General features: G+C 62.6%; 13 protein-coding genes and 1 other RNA gene. 8 read left to right on the top strand and 6 right to left on the bottom strand.

The annotated features are described in order from the left end of the window. Nucleotides 1–281: 281 nt before the first annotated feature. The 4 genes from ACD584_RS21060 to ACD584_RS21045 form a co-directional block, all read right to left on the bottom strand. Nucleotides 282–1,802 (bottom strand): tryptophan halogenase family protein, encoded by a 1,521-nt coding sequence (locus tag ACD584_RS21060; RefSeq protein ID WP_076035860.1) that lies wholly within the window; start codon nt 1,800–1,802, stop codon nt 282–284. A 110-nt stretch (nt 1,803–1,912) separates the two neighbouring features. Beyond that, nucleotides 1,913–4,945 (bottom strand): TonB-dependent receptor domain-containing protein, encoded by a 3,033-nt coding sequence (locus ACD584_RS21055; RefSeq protein ID WP_076035861.1) that lies wholly within the window; start codon nt 4,943–4,945, stop codon nt 1,913–1,915. Nucleotides 4,946–5,281: 336 nt separating this feature from the next. Next, nucleotides 5,282–8,317 carry a TonB-dependent receptor domain-containing protein gene (locus ACD584_RS21050; protein WP_076035862.1) on the bottom strand — a complete coding sequence of 1,012 codons (3,036 nt, stop codon included), beginning with the start codon at nt 8,315–8,317 and terminating at the stop codon, nt 5,282–5,284. 164 nt (nt 8,318–8,481) lie between these two features. Next, nucleotides 8,482–9,534 carry a LacI family DNA-binding transcriptional regulator gene (locus ACD584_RS21045; protein WP_076035863.1) on the bottom strand — a complete coding sequence of 351 codons (1,053 nt, stop codon included), beginning with the start codon at nt 9,532–9,534 and terminating at the stop codon, nt 8,482–8,484. Between the two features lie 403 nt (nt 9,535–9,937). Here ACD584_RS21045 and ACD584_RS21040 point away from each other — a divergent pair, with 403 nt between their 5' ends. The 4 genes from ACD584_RS21040 (at nt 9,938) to ACD584_RS21025 (ending at nt 15,183) form a co-directional block, all read left to right on the top strand. Then, nucleotides 9,938–10,912 carry a hypothetical protein gene (locus ACD584_RS21040; protein ID WP_175611487.1) on the top strand — a complete coding sequence of 325 codons (975 nt, stop codon included), beginning with the start codon at nt 9,938–9,940 and terminating at the stop codon, nt 10,910–10,912. Then, a complete protein-coding gene (gene plsB / locus ACD584_RS21035) occupies nt 10,912–13,581 on the top strand; it encodes a glycerol-3-phosphate 1-O-acyltransferase PlsB (protein WP_076035865.1) in 2,670 nt (889 codons plus the stop codon). Before ACD584_RS21040 ends, plsB begins: the two co-directional genes overlap by 1 nt. Nucleotides 13,582–13,896: 315 nt before the next feature. Continuing rightward, a complete protein-coding gene (locus ACD584_RS21030; protein WP_175611488.1) occupies nt 13,897–14,877 on the top strand; it encodes a zinc-binding dehydrogenase in 981 nt (326 codons plus the stop codon). A 231-nt stretch (nt 14,878–15,108) separates the two neighbouring features. Then, nucleotides 15,109–15,183: non-coding RNA, sX9 sRNA (locus tag ACD584_RS21025), on the top strand. A gap of 83 nt (nt 15,184–15,266) precedes the next feature. Here ACD584_RS21025 and ACD584_RS21020 read toward each other — a convergent pair. Next, the gene (locus tag ACD584_RS21020; RefSeq protein ID WP_014509561.1) at nt 15,267–15,470 is read right to left on the bottom strand and encodes a YdcH family protein; all 204 of its coding nucleotides are present in this window, start codon (nt 15,468–15,470) and stop codon (nt 15,267–15,269) included. A 154-nt stretch (nt 15,471–15,624) separates the two neighbouring features. Here ACD584_RS21020 and ACD584_RS21015 point away from each other — a divergent pair, with 154 nt between their 5' ends. From ACD584_RS21015 to ACD584_RS21000, 4 genes are all read left to right on the top strand, one after another. Beyond that, nucleotides 15,625–16,197, top strand: coding sequence for a hypothetical protein (locus ACD584_RS21015; protein WP_076035867.1), 573 nt, complete (start codon nt 15,625–15,627; stop codon nt 16,195–16,197). A gap of 185 nt (nt 16,198–16,382) precedes the next feature. Beyond that, complete coding sequence (locus tag ACD584_RS21010; protein WP_139328344.1) at nt 16,383–17,348, top strand: hypothetical protein; 966 nt, start codon at nt 16,383–16,385, stop codon at nt 17,346–17,348. Continuing rightward, entirely contained in the window at nt 17,317–17,889 is a 573-nt protein-coding gene (locus ACD584_RS21005; protein ID WP_147309022.1) for a hypothetical protein, read from the top strand. Before ACD584_RS21010 ends, ACD584_RS21005 begins: the two co-directional genes overlap by 32 nt. Nucleotides 17,890–18,022: 133 nt before the next feature. Then, complete coding sequence (locus ACD584_RS21000) at nt 18,023–18,415, top strand: hypothetical protein (RefSeq protein WP_139328346.1); 393 nt, start codon at nt 18,023–18,025, stop codon at nt 18,413–18,415. Nucleotides 18,416–18,478: 63 nt separating this feature from the next. Here the strand turns inward: ACD584_RS21000 and ACD584_RS20995 are convergent. Then, nucleotides 18,479–19,119, bottom strand: a 641-nt coding sequence (locus tag ACD584_RS20995) for an XVIPCD domain-containing protein (protein ID WP_372357330.1), incomplete at its 5' end; no start/stop codon positions are given.

The raw sequence follows: 19,119 nt of genomic DNA, 5'->3' as shown, positions 1-19,119 counted from the left end.
CCTGCACGGACCGGAGCTGCTGTGGGTGCACCACGCCGTATCGTGGACATCGGCGGCGCGCGTAACGGCATCGCAACCCGGAAGGCACGCACTGACCCACCGCCCACCGCCCACCGCCCGTCACCGCGCGCCGCTGGGCGGCAACGCCCAGCCGCCCCATGCCGGTTGGCCGCACCACGCGGTGATCCCCATTACCTTGCTCCACGCCGCGGCGGGCGCAGCGTGAACCCCCTCGCGGCGGCAACGCTGGCCTTGTCTGGGCCAGGTTTGCCACCGCGCACTCACCGCATTGGATCAGCGCGGCAATAGCGGTCGATGAACTGCTGGTGGGTCGGCATGACGTCCACGCAATGGCTGATGGTCTGCGCCACGCTGGCCAGGAAGCCTTCGGCGTCGGTGTCCGGCACCTGGTCCACCAGCGGGTGATAGCCCTGCGGCAGGATGCCCTGGCCCACCATCACCTGCACCCAGCTGATTTCGGCAAACATCTCTTCGGCATTGCGGTAGAAGCGCCCGCTGTCGCGGAACAGGTCCAGCGTGGTCTGCAGTTCCGGGGTGATCGGCTGCGTGCGGCAGTGGCGCCAGAACGCGCTGTCGTCGCGTTCGGTGGCGTGGTAGTGCAGCACCAGGAAATCGCGGATGCGGTCGAACTCGAAGGCCAGCCGGTCGTTGTAGCGCTGCACCAGCACCGGGCTGATGCTCTCGCGTGGGAACAGCTCCAGCAGCTTGGAAATGCCGGACTGGATCAGATGGATGCTGGTCGATTCCAGCGGCTCCAGAAAGCCGCTGGCCAACCCCAACGCCACGACGTTGCGGTTCCAGAACTGCTTGCGTCGCCCGGTGGTGAAGCGCAGCGGGCGCGGGTCGGCCAGCGGTGTGCCATCCAGATTGGCCAGCAGCGTGGCGGCGGCTTCGTCGTCGCTGATGTGTGCGCTCGAATACACGTAGCCATTGCCGGTGCGGTGCTGCAACGGAATGCGCCATTGCCAGCCGGCGGCGCGCGCGGTGGAGCGCGTATAGGGTGTGGGCGGGCCGACTTTTTCGCAGGGCACGGCCAATGCGCGGTCACACGGCAGCCAATGGGTGAAGTCGTGATAGCCGGTGTGCAGCGCCTCTTCGATCAACAGGCCGCGGAAGCCGGAGCAGTCGATAAACAAGTCGCCACTGACCACCTGCCCGGAGGCCAGTTGCACCGATTGCACGTGGCCGGTGTGCGCATCCAGCTGCACCTGTTCGATCAAGCCCTCAAGACGCGTGACCCCGCGCTGCTCGGCGTAGCCGCGCAGAAAGCGCGCGTACTGGCTGGCATCGAAGTGATACGCGTAGGCGATGTTGGCCAGCGGCGAATTGGCTGGCACATCGCCGGCGGAGGTCATGAACTTGCCGCGTGTGGCGGCAACGGTATTGAGCGTGTAGGCGCCCAGTGGCTGCGCCTTGCCGCGCAGCTGTTGCTTGATCCAGTACTGATGAAACGGCAGCAGCCCGAGCGGATGGCCGATCTGGGTGCCGAAGCCGTGGATATACGAGGTGCCTGGCCGTTGCCAGTCGACGAACTCGATGCCGAGCTTGAAGCTGCCCTGGGTCTGGCGCACGAACTCGGCTTCATCGATGCCGAGCAGATTATTGAACGCCTTGATGTGCGGCACGGTGGCTTCGCCGACGCCAATGGTGCCGAGCTGCTCGGATTCGATCAGCTGCACATTGAAGCTGGGGCCAAGCACGCGGGCAAACGCGGCGGCCGCCATCCAGCCGGCGGTTCCGCCGCCGACGATGACGATGTTGCGCAGTGGAGCGGGGATCATGATGCGTTCGATCCTGCACGAAAGAGGAAACCGCGGATAGGCAAACGGGGCCAAGCGGCCCCGTTCGGATCATGCACACGCCGACAGCGTGCACATGGATGTGCACTGCATCAGAACTTTGCACCCACTTCCAGGACGACACTGCGCGGCACATAGCTGATCTCGCCGTTGTCGACCACGGTGATATCAGGCTGCAAGCGTCCGTCGCTACCGAAGCTGTTGTACTGGTATTGGGTGAAGTTTTTGAAGTTGAAGGCATTCAGCACGTTGATACGTGCGTTGAGCTTGAAGTCGCCCACGACGGTGAACTCCTTGTTCGCCTGCAGATCGACGGTGCGATATCCCCAGATCTTGCCACCCAGCAGGAACTTGCCATTGCCCGGCGGGGTCACGCCCACGGCCTGGCAGGTGCCGCCATCCGGATCGGTAAAGCCATAGCAGGCGATCGTGTTGATCGGTTCTGGCGTGGCCAGCACCAGCTTGGCACCGAAGGTGACGCCCCACGGGCCATCGATCGAGCCGGACGCAACGAAACGATGCGCCGACACGGCATCCGACTTCACGAACGGGTAGTCGCGAATGGTCGCCTTGTCGAAAGCAAATGGCTCGTCGATCGTGCGGTTCTGGCGCGCGCTGGTATGGGTGTAGGACAGGTTCAAGCCCCAACCCGATTCCTTGGTGTAGGGCTTTTCGGCCGACAGCAACACCTGGCTGCTGCGCTGCTCCAGGCCGTTGTAGCCCAGGATCGTATTGCGGTAGCCCGGCACCGGCTCGCCCCAGGGCACGCTGCCGGTGGCGTCGAAGTACGCACCATTCGGGTAGCGGTTGACCAGGCTCATCACCAGACCGTCATAGGCCAGCACGCGCTGGAAGGTTACGTCGGTCAACCAGTCGCCGACCTGGTTGCTGATACCGATGCTGTACTGATCGCTGTACGGAGTCTTGAGCTTGTTCTTGAACATGAAAAGCTCGGAGCTGTCACTGGTGCCATCGATCGTATTGAGCTGATCAATACCGGTGAAATACGCCGGATTCCATGCCGTGCACGCACGGTCGTCGCGGAAGCAGCCCTGTCCGCTGGCAGCATCGCTGAAGTACACCACCACCGGCGACAGCGCAGCCTTGACCGATTCCAGTGCGAGCTGCTCGAACAGGTTGCGATCGTAAGAGCGACCGGCGCCGCCATGCAGCACCGCGCTCTCATCGCCGAAGAAGTCATAGGAGAAGCCGAAGCGTGGTGCCCAGGCGTCCTTGAAGTTCTTGCGGTTGTTGCCGGTGCTGATGTAATCGGCCACGTTGATGCCGCTGGGCAGCAGGCGGTTGGCCCACGGCTGACCCGGGTTGTCGGGGTCGTCCGAATACAGCGCGTTGATGAACGGCTGCGAGGTCACGAAGTCGGTGTAAGCCGGGGTGTCTTCATAGTCGTAACGCACGCCGATGTTGAGCATCAGCTTGTCGTTCACCGCCCAGTCGTCCTGCAGGTAGATGCCGTACTGCTTGGACGGCGACTCGACCACCGGCACCTGACCGAGATTGTCGAATGCACGGATATAGCGCACCTGGAAGGGAACCGGCGCAACACCGTTCTGGCCGACTTCATAGCTGAACTGCGGGTTGAGCGAACTGGACTCGCGCGAGGTCAGCTTGATGTCGCGATAGGTCACGCCGGTCTTGATGGTGTGCTCGCCATGCCACTCCAGCGCATTGAAGGTCAGGTCGTTCTGGAACGACCAGCCCTTCTGGCTACGCAGCTTGAAGTCTTCGCCACTGGCAGCACCGGTATTGAGGAATACCCACTGACGCGGATCGGCCTGCGTGCGATCAATGTAGGTGTAGATCGAGCCGTTGCCGACACCGCGCGGCGTCGGCACATTGCGCGAATCCTCGGTGGTGAGGATGGCTTCGTTGAACCAGCTGTCGGCACTGTGCTGCCAGCGCAGGCTGGTGCGCTTGTCCTTGTTGATCTTGTCCACCGCGCGGTCCGGCGCGTTCTGGCCGCCGACATTACTGACCTGGGTTTCGTCACGGTACTGCGTTGCCAGTTCGATGCGATCGTTATCGGTCGGCTCGAAGTCGATCTTGCCGAAGTACAGGTCTTCGGTGAACGGCATGTTGGACGCGCCGTACTGATCGCGAAGATTGGACGGCAGCAGGCCAATGAACGGCGAGGCCTCGGCACTCGGCTGCACGCTCTTGGGCGCCACGTTGTCCTTGCCTTCGTAGGCAAAGAAGAAATGCATCCGGTCCTGGATCAACGGGCCGCCGATGGCAAAGCCGTATTCCTTGGTCTGTGAATCGACCTTGGCGTCTTCTTCGTCCGGGCGCCTCTCACGTAGATCCTGATTGGTAAAGCGATAGAACGCCTCGCCATGGAACTCATTGGTGCCGGACTTGGTGGCTGCGGTGATCGCCGCACCACTGATCTGGCCGTACTCGGCCTTGTAGTTCGACGTGATCACCTTGTACTCGCCGATGGCGAGCTGCGGGAACGGATTGCCCTGGGTCTCGTCCTGGCCGGCAATACCGCCACCGGAGACGTAGCTTTTCTGGCTCACACCGTCGATATACAAATTGCTGGAACTGGCGTTGGAAGCACCGCCGCGCAACTTGGTGTTGCCGTCCTGGTCGATGGTGAACACCATGCCCGGCACAGTGTCGGCGAACTCCAGGAAGTTGCGCGTGGCCTGCGGCAACTGCTGAATCTGCCGCAGCGAAACCGTATTACCCACTTCCGAGGTCTTGACGTCACGAATCATCGGCGCGCTGACCGTCACCGTGTCCAGTGTGGTCGCATCGCCGGCCGGCGCGGCCGCCGTCTCGTTACCCAGATCGACGGTGGCACTGGAGGCCACCGACAAGGTCACCGTGCGGCTGATGCCGTTGGATTCCACCTTGTAGGTGCCCGGCTGCAAACCGACGATGGTGTAGTTGCCGTTCGCATTGACCGGCGCGCGTCGCACCGAGCCGGTGGCGACATTGGTGACGACGACTTCGCTGCCGCTCTGCGCGGAGGCGACCTGGCCGCGCAACGTGGCGTTGCTGGACTGGGCCATGGCCGGGGTGGTGGCAAACAACGAGGCGGCCAGGGCGCAGCACAACAGGCTGCGCGCCGGCACGGTGGAGACGGTGCGGTGAGTCTTCATGACTTTCCCCCTCCCAGGGGTAAAGCGCGAACCAGTGGAGTGACTGGCGCGTCGAGGTTGGTACTTTGATGTGAGTGACACGGGAACAGCGGCAACAGCAACAAACAACAGGCATTGCAAACAAAAGACGGCAAAAACACTTCAAAACGGGCTGCGCACGCAGCGCCGGAATCGAGGCGTGCTGCACAGCGAGCGCGTCGGTGCACCGACAGCGATGGACCAGTAACCGTTACCAGTCCGGAACGAAGCGGTGACCATGCACGGGAATAAAAAGCGGAACTCCGGTAGCGATAGCAGCAGCCGTTCGACAGCGTGGTCGAACGGCTGCTCAAACAGTTACCAGATGATGCGGGCGCTCATGAACAAGGTGCGGGGCGGGGTGGTCATCGCGCCGTACTGGTTGATGCTCGCGCGTGGGTTGTACACACCGTTGTTTCCCCAATCGATGCTGTACTGATCGTAGTTGCGGAAGTTCAGCGCATTGATCAGATCGCCGCGCACCTGCACCGTCACCGTATCGGTGATGTGCATGTCCTTGGACAACGACAGGTCCAGCTGGCGGGTGCCGAAGATGTCGCCGCCGGCCAGGAACTTGCCGCCGGGTGCGTCCACCGACACGATGCGGATGTTGTCCGATGGCGGGCCGCCGTAGAGGTCGTACGACACCGCCTCGTTGCGCGGCGGCACCGTGGCCAGCGTCAACTTGGCCGAGGCACTGATGCCCCAGAACAAGTCGTAGATGCCGGTGACCACCAGGCGGTGGCGCGGCACCGAATTCAGATCCAGGAACGGGTAGTTGGCGATCGTGGCGGCATCGAAGCCGTATTGATCGTCATTGCCGCGGTTGCCGCGTGCGCGCGAGAACGTATAGGCCGCTGTCAGGCCCCAGCCGCTTTCCTTGGTGTAGGCCTTGTCAGTGGACAGCAGCAACTGCGCGGTCTTGGTCTCCACACCGTTGTTGCCGATGATCAGGTTGCCGAATCCCGGCGGCGGCTGGGTCCACGGCTGTGCACCGGCCTGGAAGAAATCGCCATTGGGATAGCGATTACCCAACGTGAGGATCAAACCGTCCTTGCTGTGGATGTAGGACACGGTGGCCGAGTTGCTCCAGTCGCCCACGCGGGTGCGCAGGCCGATCGAATACTGGTCCGAATACGGCGTCTTCAGATCGTTGTTGAGCAGGTCGATCTCGCCGTTGCGCACGCGCGCATCGACCAGCCCGCCCAGGCTGTCCGGGTTGCTGAGAAAGGCCGGATTGAAGTTGGTGCAGGTGCCGGCCGCCGGTGTGCAGCCGGAGGATTCGACAAAGCGGATGGTGTATTGCGACAGCGCCGACTTGACCTGTTCCAGGCCCATGATGTCGAACAGGTTGCGGTCGTAGCTGCGCCCGGCACCACCGAACAGCACCAGCGATTCGTCACCACGGAAGTCGTAGGAAAAGCCCAGGCGCGGCGCGAAGTTGTTGTTGTCCTGTTTGCGGTTACGGCCGTTGCTGATGTAGTCGTTGATGTTCACTCCACCCTTGGCCAGTTGTTCGGCATAGGTGGCGCTGACGGCAGGGTCGGTGCCTGGGCCGTTCAATGCGGCGATCACTTCCGGCGGGGTCACGTTGTCCAGGTAGGACGGAATCTTTTCGCCGTCCCAGCGCACGCCGATGTTCAACTGCAACTTGTCGTTGACGTCCCAATCGTCCTGCAGGTACAGGCCCAGCTGCTTGCTGGTGGTGGTCACCGACGGCGTGGCGCCGGCAAACGGCAGATTGAAGCGCACCTGGTACGGGATCGGCTGCGTGCCCTGGCCATCGTTGACGGCGTAGTAGAACGACGGGTTGGCCGCGGAGTTTTCGCTCTGGGTCAGCTCCACTTCCTTGTACTTCACACCCATCTTGATCACGTGGTTGCCGTGCCACTCGATGTTGTTGAGGGTGAGGTCGTTCTGGAAGCTCGGGCCTTTTTGTCCCTTGCGCTGGATCGCCAGGCCGCTGGTGGCGTCGTCGTTGATCAGCACGTCGTCTTCGGCAATGGCGCGGGTATACACGCTCTGGCTGCCGATGGTGTAGGCCGTCGGGTTGAACAGCACGTCTTCGTACGACACGCGTGCTTCGTTGACGTAGTTCTCGCCGAAATGCTGCCAGCGCAGGTCGTAGCGTTCTTCGGTGTTGAGGTTGATCTTGGCGGCGATGGCGGTGTTGCGATCGCCCACGCTGTCGCGGCTTTCTTCGTCGCGGTACTTGGCGGTGAGCTCCAGGCGATCGTTGGCGCCGATGTCCCAGTCGATCTTGCCGAAGTACAGGTCTTCGTTGAACGGACGGGTGACCGAACCCAAACGGCTCTGCACGCCGGCCGGCAAGTCATCGCGCAGGCTGCTGAAGTTGTCCGGCACCGACACCGGATTGGCCGAGACCTCGAAGCCCTTGCCCTCGTAGCTGAGGAAGAAGTGCGCCTTGTCCTTGACGATCGGCCCGCTGAAGGCCATGCCGTACTCGTCCTGGTGGGTCTGGCGCTTGTTGCCATCGGCATTGGGCGCACCGGCACGTTCGTCGGCCTGGCGCGCGCGGAAATCGGTGTTGGTGGTGCGCCCGAAGATCTCGCCGTGGAATTCGTTGCCACCGGACTTGGTGGACGCCACGATCGCCGCCGACCCCACCTGGTCGAACTCGGCCTTGTAGTTGGAGGTAATGACCTTGTATTCGCCGATGGCCAGCTGCGGGAACGGGTTGCCGGCGCTCTGCTGCTGACCGGACACACCGCCAAACAGATAGCTCTTCTGGCCCACGCCGTCGATATAGACGTTGACCGCCGAGCTGGCCTGCGCGCCGCCGCGGATACGGCTGTTGCCGTTGGCATCGGTCTCGAACTGCATGCCCGGCACGGTGTCGGCAAATTCCAGGAAGTTGCGCGTCAGCTGCGGCACGGTGTTGATCTGCTTCAACGAGATGTTGGTGCCCACCTCGGAGGTCTTGACCTCCTGCAGCGTGGTGGCGGTGACCTGCACCGCATCCAGCGTGGTGGCATCGCCGGCGGGCGCCGCGGCGCTGCCGCCACTGCCGCCTAGATCCAGGCTCACCGATGAGGCCACCGACAATGTGACGGTCTGTTCGGTGCCGGGGCCGGCGTCGACCTTGTAGGTGCCCGGCGGCAGACCCACCAGCGCGTAGCTGCCATCGGCACCGGTGGTCGCGCGCCGCACTGCGCCGCTGGCGACGTTGGTGGCGGTGACCGTGGTTCCGGCCTGGCCTGCCGACACCTGCCCACGCAACGTGGCATTGCTGGACTGCGCCATGGCCGGGGTGGTGGCCAGCAGCGATACGGCGAGCGCGCAGCCCAGCAGGCTGCGCGCCGGCAAGGTCGAGACAGTACGGTAGGTCTTCATGGCGTCCCCCTCCCAGGGGTCAGGCGCCTACCGGCAGTCGCTGGCGTGGCGCGTGTAATGCGTTGTTTCAAGAACAGCGGCAACCAAATCAAGCAAACGGCGTAAGTTAAAAAACCATAAGAAACTGCAAAGATCGCGTGAAGATGCGACGCGGCGCACGCACCTCAGCCACCGGATGCGCTCCGCGGCGCGCTGGATGCGCGCACGATCAGCTCCGGGACCATCTCCGACAGCGCCGGCGGTGCGGCATCGGCCGGTGGTGCCGGGGCGTCCACCAGCTGCTGGCCGAGCAACAGCCGCAGCGCGCGTGCGCCCAGGCCGGCGATGTCCACGCGCATGGTGGTCAGCGCCGGCAGCACGTAGCGGGCCATTGGCACGTCGTCGAAACCGGCCAGTGCGATGTCGTGCGGCACCTTCAACCCGGCATGGCCCAGCGCGAACAGGCAGCCCAGCGCCATCATGTCGTTGGCGGCGAAGACTGCGTCCGGGCGATCGTGCTGCGCCAGCGTCTGCCCGGCGCGGTAGCCGGATTCTTCGTCGAAGTTGCCTGGCAGCACCCACGGCTGCGCCTGCGCATCCAGCGCCAGTTCGTCGCGGTAGCCGCGCAGGCGTTCGTGCGCGTCGAAGTTGTCGTCCGGCCCGGCGATGAAGGCGATGCGGCGGTGGCCGCTGTCGCGCAGGTGGCGGGTCATCACCCGCGCACCGCCGTAGTTGTCCACGTTGAGCACCGGGCGCTGGCTGGCAGTGCCGGCGCAATTGAGCAGCACCGCCGGCAGCCCGCCGGGTAGCGCGTCCTCGTGCACGCCCGAATCGCCCAGCGACGGCGACATCACCACCACGCCGTCGACGCGGCCGGGCAGGCGTTCCAGCGCCTTGCGCTGCGCCTGCGGGTCGCCGTGCGAGCTGGAGACCAGCAGGTGATAGCCCTGCTCGCGCGCCACCTGGTCGATGCCGCGGATCAATTCGGAAAAGAATTCGCCGTGCAGGTCCGGCAACACCACACCGATGGTGTGGGTGCGGCGGCTGCTCAGGCTGCGCGCGGCGTGATGCGGGATGTAGTGCAGCGCGCGCGCCACCTGCAGCACGCGCTCGCGCACCGACTCGGCCACATGCTGATGCCCGTTCATGGTGCGCGACACCGTGGCCACCGACACCTGTGCCTCGCGCGCGACATCCTTGATGGTGACGCTGCCGCTGTCCGAACGTGGCCGGCTCATGGCGTGTTTCCCCAAAGCATGCGCCAGGCGACGCGCGCCAGGGGCTGGCGGACGGTCCATACGGGCAGAGCGTTCGTGGCGAACTTGCGCATGAATGACATCGGCCCCATCCGATGGCGACCTCAGAGCGAGATGGCGCGCACGCTAGCAGGAACTGCAAGCGCTTACATGATGCATTGCAGCATCGGGCGAATCCTTACTCCGGCAAGGACTCCGGGCGCGGGCATGGACAACTTTGTCCGAGAAGACAATACCGGTCAGCGCCTGACATCCGGCGCCATCGTGCAGCGCGCCGCGCGTCACCACGCCGCGCACCGTACGCGCCCGCACGGAAGGCCGGTGCCTTGCCGCGGCTGCATTCAGACAGCAAGATGCGCCGATCGATCAGGGGAACATCGTGCGCATGTCGCTATCCACCGTCCGCCCAGGTCGGTTCCAGTCCGCCGGGTGGTTGCTGCTTGCGCTGTTGTGCATGGGCGGCTGCAAGCGCAGCGACCACGCCACCGCGCTGCCAGGCGCCAATGCTGAACCGGCGGCGGCGATGCAGGCCATGACCACGCCGTTGCGCCGCAACGACCTGGTCGCCTATGCGCGCATCCGGGTAACGCCCACGCAATACACCGCACTGGAAGCGGCCTGGCGCAGTGGTGCCAGCCGCTGGCCGTTGACCGAGCTGCCGCTGCCCAACGAGGTAGGCAGCTTGCTGGGCAACCTGTCGGCCCCGGATGCCGAACGCCGCCTGCAGCAGGCCTTCGACCAGCAACTGGCCGGGCAGGCGCAGGGCATCCGCCAGGCCGCGCAGTCGCTGGGCCAGTTCGGCGTGCAGTACCTGCGCAGCCGCACCGACTACCAGCCCGAGCAGCGCGCCCACTACGTGCAACTGGTCGATGCGCTGAGCGCCTGGGCCGCCACTGCGCCGCTGGCCGACCGCCCCCGCGCCAAGGCCAGCATCGCCGAGCTGGTGGCCGCTGCGCGTGCCACCGGGATCCAGTCCGATGCCGACCTGCAGCAACTGGGCATGGAAGAGAGCCTGCGCCGGCTCGGGCCGTTCTGGGCGGCCTGCAAGAAGGTGTTGGAGCGTTACGACCTGTCGCTGGACAGCAGCCTGGATGCGCTGCGCACCGGCCTGGTCAAGCAGCAGGGCGACAGCGCCCAGGTGCGCCTGCGCTACCCGCTGGCCGCGCGCGACATCGATCTCAGCGTCAGCCTGATCAAGCGCGAGGGCCATTGGTATCAGCAGCAGACCCAGGACGAGGTGCAGGCCGTGTTGCGCGCAGTGCCGGCGGCGTCCCCACCCGCTGCTGCGGCGGCGCCCGACACGCCGGCGGCCACGCCCGCCCCGCCTGCCAGCACCGGCAAAGGCCCGGGTGGGCGATAATGACGGCGATGCCAGAACAGAATCCCCTGCCGTTCCCGGACGGCCAATCCGCCCCGCCCAGCCCTGCCGGCGCCGAGACCGGCGCGACGACCGCTGCGCTGCCACCTGCCGCGCCCGTGGCGCTGGACGCACCGGCGCCCGCCGCGCCAGTGCTCGCCCCGGCACGCGTGGCCAAACGCCCGTGGTGGGCGCGCCTGCTCGGCCGGCTGGCCGACCCGTGGCTGAGCCTGACCATCGAACCCGAACAACCCGGGCGCTACGACGACGGCAAGCCGGTGGTGTATGTGCTCGAGGATTACGGCCTCTCTAATGCCCTGATCCTGGACAAGGCCTGCCGCGAGGCCGGCCTGCCGTCGCCGCTGGTGCCGCTGCCGGGCGACCCGCTGGAGCGCAAGCGCGCCTATCTGGCGTTGTCGCGGCGCAGCAGCAGCAATTCGCTGATTCCCGAACAACGCGGCGGCAAGACGCATTCCGATTCGCTGGCCAAGTTGCTGCAGGCGCACCGCGTGCGCGCCGACCTGGACGTGCATCTGGTGCCGGTGTCGATCTTCGTCGGCCGTGCGCCGGACAAGCAGAGCGGCTGGTTTGCGGTGCTGTTCTCGGAAAACTGGGCGCTGGTCGGCCGCTTCCGCCGCCTGCTCTCGGTACTGCTCAATGGCCGCACCACCATCGTGCGTTTCGCGCCGCCCATCTCGCTGCGCCAGACCATGGCCGAAGGGCTGCCGCCCGAGCGCACGCTGCGCAAGTTGCAGCGCGTGTTGCGCACGCATTTCCGGCGCATCCGCGAGGCGGTGATCGGCCCGGATCTGTCCACCCGCCGTCTGCTGGTGGACCAGGTGCTGGCCGCCGATTCGGTGCGCGAAGCCATCGCCACCCAAGCCAAGCGCGACAACTCCAAGCCGGTCGATGCCTGGCGCAAGGCGCACGCCTATGCCTGGGAAATCGCTGCGGACTATTCCAGCCCGGTGGTGCGCTCGGCCAGCTTCCTGCTCACCCACGTGTGGAACCGCATCTATGCCGGCGTGCTGGTGCATCACCTGGACAAGCTCAAGCAGGCCGCGCCCGGGCATGAAGTGGTGTACGTGCCCAGCCACCGCAGCCACATGGATTACCTGCTGCTGAGCTACCTGTTGTATGAGCGCGGCATCGTGCCGCCGCACATCGTGGCGGGCATCAATCTCAATCTGCCGGTGGTGGGCACGCTGCTGCGCAAGGGCGGTGCGTTCTTCATCCGCCGCAGCATCCGTGGCAATGCGCTGTATTCGGCGGTGCTCAGCGAATACGTGGCACAGCTGGTGGCCGGCGGTTATTCGATCGAATACTTCGTCGAAGGCGGGCGCTCGCGCACCGGCCGCTTGTTGCAGCCCAAGGGCGGCATGATCGCAATGACGTTGCGCGCGTATCTGCGCCAGCCGCGCAAGCCAGTGCTGTTCCAGCCGGTGTACATCGGTTACGAGAAGCTGATGGAAGGCAACAGCTATCTCGACGAACTCACCGGCCGCCCGAAGGAAAAGGAATCGATCTGGGGCCTGCTCTGGTCCATCCCCAAGGTGCTCAAGCAGAACTACGGCCAGGTGGTGGTGAACTTCGGCGAGCCGATCGCGCTCAACGACGTGCTGGCCAAGCACGCGCCGGAATGGAATGGCGAACCACTGCCCGACGATGAAAAGCCGACCTGGCTTGCACCGGCGGTGGACACGTTGGCCACGCAGATCCAGACCCGCATCAACTGCGCCGCCGACGTCAATCCAATCAACCTGCTCGCGCTGGCGCTGCTGTCCACGCCCAAGCATGCGATGGGCGAAGCCGATTTGATCGCGCAGATCGAACTGTGCAAGAAGCTGCTGGCCGAAATGCCGTATTCGGACCGTGTCACGGTCACTCCGCACACGCCGGCGCGCATCATCACCCACGCCGAAGAGATCAACGTGCTCACCCGCGTCTCGCACCCGCTGGGCGATGTGCTGAGCGTCAGTGGCGATACCGCGGTGTTGCTGAGCTACTTCCGCAACAACGTGCTGCACCTGTTCACCGCCTCCTCGTGGGTGGCGTGCTGCTTCCAGAACAACCGCCGCATGAGCCGCGCCGGATTGTTGCGGCTGGGCCGCACGGTGTACCCGTTCCTGCAGGCCGAGTTGTTCCTGCCGTGGAGCGAGGACCGCTTCGCCGAACGCATCGAGCAGACCATCGACATGTTCGTGCGCGAGGGCTTGCTGCTCAATGTCACCGATGACGATGGCGGCATCCTGGCGCGCAACACCGGGCAGACCGACGAAGTGTTCCGCCTGCGTGCGATCGGCCATTCGCTGCAGCAGGCGTTTGAGCGCTATTACATCGCCATTTCGGTGCTGGTGAAGAACGGCCCCGGCGTGCTCGGTGCCGGCGAGCTGGAAAGCCTGTGCCAGCAGGCCGCGCAACGTCTGAGCCTGCTGTACGCACCGGCCGCGCCGGAGTTCTTCGACAAGACCCTGTTCCGCAGCTTCATCCAGAAACTGCGCGAACTGCGCCTGGTGTGGCCGGACGAGAACAGCAAGCTGATGTTCGACGAGCGCCTGGACGCGTGGGCCAAGGACGCCAAGTTCATCCTCGGCCGCGAGTTGCGCCACACCATCGAGCGCGTCAGCCCGGAAGCGGCAAAGCCGGATGTGGTGTCGCCGCCGGCGGAGTAAGACAGCGGTACAAACGCCATCGTCTCCTGCAGTACGTGAGGGTGGGCCAATGGCAGGGACGTGTAGGTAGGCGCAGACGCGCAAGGCGCTTCCCTTCTCCCCCGGGAGAAGGTGCCCGAAGGGCGGATGAGGGTCGGCCAGCGCGCAGTCCTCCAGCGCTGCAGCAGAGCATCGTCACTACGCGCGCATGCCAACAATTTCACGCAGCAGTTCCGTTCGCTTCATCCCTTCCTTGCAGCCCTGCCGATAGCATCGCGCCACCTTTCACAACGATCGGGCGCGTCGCAGCAAGAGCGTGCCCGGCAGGAGACCTCCATGCGCGCAGCCATCCATACCCAATTCGGCGATCCGGCCAAGGTGCTTGAACTGGGCAAGCGCCCCACGCCGCAGCCAGACAAGGGGCAGGTGCGCGTTGCGATGCGGCGCGCGCCGATCCATAACCATGACCTGTGGACCGTGCGCGGCAATTACGGCTACAAGCCGGAACTGCCAGCCATCGGCGGCAGCGAAGCGGCGGGTGTGATCGATGCGCTGGGTGAGGGCGTCGAGGGCTTGCAGGTTGGCCAGCGCGTGGTCGCCGCCGGTGTGCATGCGGCCTGGGCCGAGTACTTCCTTGCCGACGCCTCCGGCGTGGTGCCGTTGCCGGATGGTCTGGACGACGAGCGCGGTTGCCAGTTGATCGCCATGCCGCTGAGCGCGCTGATGCTGATCGAATTCCTGCAGGTGAAAAAAGGCGACTGGATCGTGCAGAACACCGCCAACGGTGCGGTCGGCAAGACGGTGGCGATGCTCGCCGCCGCACGCGGCATCAACGTGATCAACCTGGTGCGCCGCGACGCCGGCGTGGACGAGCTGAAAGCGCTGGGCATCGGCAACGCAATCTCCACTGCGCAAGCAGGCTGGCAGGACAAGGTGCGCGCGCTGGCCGGCGGTGCGCCCATCGTGCGCGCCATCGATTCGGTGGCCGGCACTGCAGCAGGTGAGCTGATGGCCTTGCTGGCCGAAGGCGGCGAACTGATTTCCTTCGGCGCGATGACCGGCGAGCCGCTGCAGATCTCCAGCGGCGATGTGATCTTCAAGCAGGCCACCGTGCGCGGCTTCTGGGGCAGCAAGGTGATGCAGGCCACCACGGCCGAGGACAAGCGCCGCATGATCGGCGAACTGCTCACCGCCGCGCTCGATGGCAGCCTGGCGCTGCCGGTGGAAGCGGTGTTCGACTTAAAGGATGCTGCCAAGGCCGCCGCGGCCAGCGACGAGCCCGGACGCAGCGGCAAGATCCTGCTGCGCGCCGGCTAGGACAAGGGCGCGACTCGCCAGCAGGCCGCATTTAGCCCCAAAAACAAGGACACAAAGCCCCTCTCCCCCGGGAGAGGGGTTGGGGTGAGGGTACGGCCCAAGCGACCAACGCGACGAGCCTCAGCTAGAGCCCGCGGTGGCCATCAGACAAACGCTGCCTGCATCACTTAGAGCAGCTATCAAAACGACTGCGCAGCCGTCAGGCGGGCGCGGCCGTTGCTCGGAATCCTCATGTACCCACGTACATTCCGGTTCCTCCGCGCCGTCCGCACCCACCTGACGACTGCTCGCTACGTTTTGTTAGCCGCTCTTAGTGACCCAACTGCCTATCCCCGCGCTGCCGATACCAACAACCACAAAGCAAACCCAAGCGGCCGCACGCACCAACCTCACGCCGGCTCGTCAGGCACCAGCTCCATTTCCAGCCGGGTGATGCAGTCCTTGAGGTGCAACTTGCGCTTTTTCAGGCGCTTCATCTGCAGCTCGTCGTCCACATTGGCAGGCACGCGCTGGATCTCCTCGTCCAACGCGCGGTGTGCGCGTCGCAACTCGGCGATCTGCTCGGCAATCTCGGCGGGTGAGAGCGTCTCCACCCCCCGAGCATACACAACCCCCGGCGACCTGCGTCACCCGGCTTGCCAACCCGGCGGAGGCTGCGACAATGCGGGCGCGCCGTTGGGGAAACGGCGGCGCGCCTCACCCCATCATTGCCGCGCGGCCACGGCCGTCGAGAAAGGAGTCTGTACGATGCGTTTGCGTTCTTCCCTGCTGGCCCTGAGCCTGCTCACCGCCTCCGGCCTGGCCACGGCCGCCGACGTCACCAAGTACGATGGCTTCCTGTGCTGCAACCTGCGCACCGACGGCAGCTGGATCAGCGACAGCAACTACGCCGAAGACGGCAAGCGCGTGCTTGCCGTGGGCACCCCGGTCAGCGTCACCGGCTTTGGCCGCAACCGCGTCAACATCAAGGTCGCCGGCGAGAAGCAGTCCATCGGTAACGACTACAGCCGCGACCTGGACAACACCGCCTTCGCCGCACGCTACGTGGTCACCGCCGACCCCAAGCTCAAGCTGGCCACCTTCCCGCCCAAGATTCGCCAGGCCATCACCGAAGGCAAGCTCACCGGCGGCATGACCCGCGAACAGGTGCTGATGGCGGTCGGCTACCCGATCAGCAGCGAGAACCCCAATCTGGACGCCTCGCTGTGGCGCTACTGGCGTGACAGTTTTTCCGAATATCAGGTGCAGTTCGGCCCTAGCGGCAAGCTGGTCAAGGTCACCGCGGACCCGCAGTTGATGAATTTGATTTGGGTGCCTTAAGGTTCCTTGAAGTAGCTTCGGTCAGTACGGCCACTTTGACGTACAAGGCAAGATGTCATCGAGTAGCACTAATTAATTCAAAGAATTGAGCGAGTGCTCTCGATGACGCAGATCTAATGCCAATTTCAGCACTTCCCCTGCAATTGCGCTGCCATAGAATGGGGAGCCAACTAGCGAGCTGAATAATGATCGCGAAATTTAAAAACGGAGAGCGTGTAGGCGGTGATGTCCTGCGGAATGTACTTGATGATCAAATTTCACTTTTCACAGAAGACCTCGTGGGCTGGCTCGGTGATCTTGACGGGCCGGACTGCCTTAAAAGGTGGCATTCTTTTATTAGAGAGTCTGATGAGCTCATCAATATTGAGAGCTCGCTAGCAAGTGAGGGGGCTTGGGACGAACTGCTTGTGTCACCGCTCGATTTTCCGGCATTGCGTACTAATCCAACTAGTACTTGGTGGTTTCAGTGCTTGAATGCACGCTTCCGTCCCGCAGTTTGCCAGAGGGCTATGACCATGACGATGCGAGCCTCCTGGCTTAGAGGGCTGATTCTGGTCAATAAAAGTGATCGCGAAGGACTATTCAATGGAATCAAATCTATCGCTGACCTTGCGCGTTATCATAAGGCGCGGCGCTATCACTTCATGACAATGTTGTACGCAATCTCGAAGCATTGCAAAGGACGGAAACGGCTCGGTACTGATGATGCTGTCAATAGCATTTTAATATCCGTCGAGAAATCACTCATACCATTGACCAGCATCTACGAAAAGCGTGCGAACTTCGACCTTGATCCGAAGTTCGCATGCCTAGCTATTGAGAACGGCCTACTTGACCAGAGTCAGACCGGATACCTCGATGTTAACTTCCTCGAAGCAGAGCGTCTCTCAATCACTGACATCCATGAGCACTACGCTCCCACCCATGTGGTCGATCCATCGGTTCCGATATCGTTCGGCGAATTACGAGCAATGCTGGATCAGGTGCTGAGTGCATACAAAGAGTTCAACCTTGCCGGAATTGGCTTCAGTGATCTGATCACCTTCGTTGAATCACTAGAGCCATACCTCAAAGACCAGTACTTTGTGACCGTGCCCATACCGAAATTTCGAGATCTCGTTGCACCCCTTCAAACAGGCGTCCTGGTATAGCGCCTTGGTTTATAAAGAAGTCCAGGGCCAGCCATTTGCAGGATCATTCAGCGCATTTTTAGCGTCTGGACCGGTGATGGTAGCGAACCTTTTTATGCTCCTACGGTTTTGCTATCAGATCAAGAATGTTAATCTAAATAAAATTCGGCGCTTCCAGATCAGGACTGGGTTCATTTTCGAGAAGGTCATCAGTCAAGAGTTTGAAGAGCTGGGTTTCGTCAAGTTGCCAGTAAAACGGCTTGAGCGCAGGGAGTTCGATGTTGTCATGAGTAAAGATGGAACGATCTACAACTTCCAGTGCAAGAACGCTTATCTAGACTACCATCAGATCCAGACCAATCGAGGCGCTTTCGTCAAGAACAACCGAAGACTTGTTCGCTATTTTGAACGAGCACTAATAAAGGAAGCAGAGAGAGAGCACCTGCTCAAAGCGAAGTTTGGCACCGGTAGCATCAGGCATTTCGTCCTTTGCAATTTCCCGGTTTACACGGACAATCCTCACATCATTTCCCGGAAAGACATCCGTCGCGTATTCGGTTGAGCTGCTGCAGGTTTCGATTGATCAATGGCAAGGTTATTTGTACTAGCTAAACATTTCTTAGTGTGACCTTCCGATGTTTGCACAGTAACTAACCTTGAGCTGGGCTAGAGATTAGAAAATATGGAAGGAGCATATGGAACTTATTAAATGTAAAGCATGTGGTTCGCAAATCTCACGCAAGGCTGCATCGTGCCAAAAATGCGGTCATCCAAATAAGGAAGCTAACTATCTATCCGGCGGGCAAGTTTTCGGCGGCTTACTATTCGCAGGTGTAGCCATCTGGTGGTTTGCGGGTGACCACGTTGGTAGTCAGGTCACCTCAGATATCGAAAAGATTGAAGATCATGTGGCTAAGGATTCTGTTAAGCAATACAACATTGCGAAGCGTCAGGGGGACGCTTCGCAAATCTGCGTACAGGCGGGTCTTGTGAGCGCGGCTTATCTTCAGGCCAAAGATGAGGCCAACTACCGAATTGCAAAGCGGACTGAGGCTCAAGAGTGTGAGCAAGCAGGAATTCAGAAATAATTTGGCAGCTATTTACTTGGTAGATTCCATTTCAAAGTGTGGCATCTAGCTACCGATGGTTTTTCACATCGACCGAGCTTGTGTTGATTGTGTCTGCACATTCTCTTGTTGTTGAGCCTGTATGGCTTCCTGCGCCTTTGTTTGCTGGATTACTTCCACCTGTGCCATACGCTGATCCGCAGGAACAGAAAGCGCTTCCTGTGTAGTCATATGCGCTCGATGTGCAGCCGGATCGGGGGACTGGTGGCCCTCTCGCCACATGTGCAGGATTTCGCCGCCCGCCATCTTTTCCGTTGGTGAATTGAACGCAAATTTCAGATCGTCTTTTGCTGTAAAGCCCTTTTCTGCAGCCATCAGCATCAAACTTGCGCTCAGCCGGTCGCTATTCTCATCCCACGATTTCCCCGCTTGTTGGTCAAGGCTGCGAACGCCACTACGGATCTTCTCCAGCAACTCACTGTCTGGTTGCCCTGTCTTGCCGGGTACGTTGAGTGCTGGCTGTTGAGGATCGATGTCGGGAGTCGGGCTGATGTGCTGGTGCGATCCTTTTGTATGTTGCAACAGCCCGCGGGTTGGCGGATTGCTGCCAGTGTCCCAATAGATCTGCGGTGTGGCGGTGGTGCCTGGGGGCAGCGTAATTCCGTTATGTTCTAAAAGCTCTTCTTTGAAGCGCAGGCGTTGCATATCAAGCTGCATTTGCGGGG

This window comes from Xanthomonas sp. NCPPB 2922 (assembly GCF_041520885.1).
Lineage (GTDB): Bacteria > Pseudomonadota > Gammaproteobacteria > Xanthomonadales > Xanthomonadaceae > Xanthomonas > Xanthomonas campestris.
This window is presented reverse-complemented; position numbering and strand designations above follow the sequence as displayed.

Coding starts and splice junctions, on each gene's coding strand:
- ACD584_RS21060 (WP_076035860.1), bottom strand. CDS start 1,802: ATGATCCCCGCTCCACTGCGCAACATCGTCATCGTCGGCGGCGGAACC.
- ACD584_RS21055 (WP_076035861.1), bottom strand. CDS start 4,945: ATGAAGACTCACCGCACCGTCTCCACCGTGCCGGCGCGCAGCCTGTTG.
- ACD584_RS21050 (WP_076035862.1), bottom strand. CDS start 8,317: ATGAAGACCTACCGTACTGTCTCGACCTTGCCGGCGCGCAGCCTGCTG.
- ACD584_RS21045 (WP_076035863.1), bottom strand. CDS start 9,534: ATGAGCCGGCCACGTTCGGACAGCGGCAGCGTCACCATCAAGGATGTC.
- ACD584_RS21040 (WP_175611487.1), top strand. CDS start 9,938: ATGTCGCTATCCACCGTCCGCCCAGGTCGGTTCCAGTCCGCCGGGTGG.
- plsB (WP_076035865.1), top strand. CDS start 10,912: ATGACGGCGATGCCAGAACAGAATCCCCTGCCGTTCCCGGACGGCCAA.
- ACD584_RS21030 (WP_175611488.1), top strand. CDS start 13,897: ATGCGCGCAGCCATCCATACCCAATTCGGCGATCCGGCCAAGGTGCTT.
- ACD584_RS21015 (WP_076035867.1), top strand. CDS start 15,625: ATGCGTTTGCGTTCTTCCCTGCTGGCCCTGAGCCTGCTCACCGCCTCC.
- ACD584_RS21010 (WP_139328344.1), top strand. CDS start 16,383: ATGATCGCGAAATTTAAAAACGGAGAGCGTGTAGGCGGTGATGTCCTG.
- ACD584_RS21000 (WP_139328346.1), top strand. CDS start 18,023: ATGGAACTTATTAAATGTAAAGCATGTGGTTCGCAAATCTCACGCAAG.